The following is a 1173-nucleotide window of genomic DNA, read 5'->3' on the forward strand; positions in this document are numbered from 1 at the left end:
GGTAACAGGGGTTCGAATCCCCTACGGGACGCCATTGCCGAACAAAACTGGGCACCATTGCGCCGGCAGGCGGAAGCCCTCCGTGTGTGGCCGCTTTTGTGAGTGCCGCGGTTGGTCCGCGGAGGCGGATGTCGTCGTCGGTGACTAGAGGGTGATGTCGATCAGGGCTGCACCGGCGAGGCAGCCGCCGATGCCGCCGCGCCCGAGGGGATTGCCCTTCACGTCGTCAAACTTCCGGAAGCAAAGCGCGGATCGTCCTCCTGCCTCGACGCTGGGTAGTGGTACGATCCTTCGCCTGGGCTGCGCGCTGCTGCCGGCTGGTCAAGGATTACGAGCGCTATGCCGCCACGCTCGCCGGCTTCCATGTCATCGCTTTCGTCGGATACATGCCCAGGCACGCCGCAGACCTGAAGCGAAGTGCGTAATGCCCGCTAGGTCAGTCCACCCGCATGCTCGATGAAGCCGGCGACCTCGGCGATGCCGGCGCCGTGGCGGATGCTGGTAAACACGAACGGACGCTCGCCGCGCATGCGGCGGCTGTCGCGGTCCATCACCTCCAGGCTCGCGCCCACATGCGGCGCGAGGTCGGTCTTGTTGATGACCAGAAGGTCGCTGCGGGTGATGCCCGGCCCGCCCTTGCGCGGAATCTTGTCGCCGCCGGACACGTCGATGACATAGATCGTGATGTCGGCGAGTTCGGGGCTGAACGTCGCCGCGAGATTGTCGCCCCCGGACTCGATCAGGATGAGGTCGAGCGTCGGGAAGCGCTGCGTCAAGGTCGCGACCCCGGCGAGGTTGATGCTCGCGTCCTCGCGTATGGCGGTATGCGGACAGCCGCCGGTCTCGATACCGAGGATACGGTCCGGCGTCAGGCTGCCGGCGCGGGTGAGGAAATCCGCATCCTCGCGCGTGTAGATGTCGTTGGTGATCGCCGCGAGGTCGTAGCGGTCGCGCAGCGTGCGGCACAGCGCGTCCATCAGCGCAGTCTTGCCGGAGCCGACGGGGCCGCCGATGCCCACGCGCAGCGGGCCGTTGATCGAACGTGTCATGAGCGGAACAGCCTGGTGTACTGGGTTTCGTGTCGCATCGCGGCGATGTCGGAGCGGAAGGCGCAACCGCCGATGTCGTCAAGCGTCGCCGTCGCCGTTTCGCTCGCGATGGCGAGCGCCTCGT

At 66.8% G+C, this 1173-nt stretch carries 1 protein-coding gene and 1 pseudogene; one reads left to right on the forward strand and one right to left on the reverse strand.

Annotated features, from left to right (window positions below; genetic code table 11):
- Positions 1-156: 156 nt before the first annotated feature.
- Positions 157-425, forward strand: a pseudogene (locus B8460_RS23800) (IS5/IS1182 family transposase); the annotation flags it as partial.
- Positions 426-431: 6 nt separating this feature from the next.
- On the opposite strand, the gene ureG reads toward B8460_RS23800, so the two are convergent.
- Positions 432-1049, reverse strand: coding sequence for an urease accessory protein UreG (gene ureG / locus B8460_RS17750; protein WP_048862952.1), 618 nt, complete (start codon positions 1047-1049; stop codon positions 432-434).
- Positions 1050-1173: the final 124 nt, after the last annotated feature.

Origin of the sequence: Acidisphaera rubrifaciens HS-AP3, from assembly GCF_000964365.1 — a bacterium.
Taxonomy (GTDB): Bacteria; Pseudomonadota; Alphaproteobacteria; order Acetobacterales; family Acetobacteraceae; genus Acidisphaera; species Acidisphaera rubrifaciens.

Coding starts and splice junctions, on each gene's coding strand:
- ureG (WP_048862952.1), bottom strand. CDS start 1,049: ATGACACGTTCGATCAACGGCCCGCTGCGCGTGGGCATCGGCGGCCCC.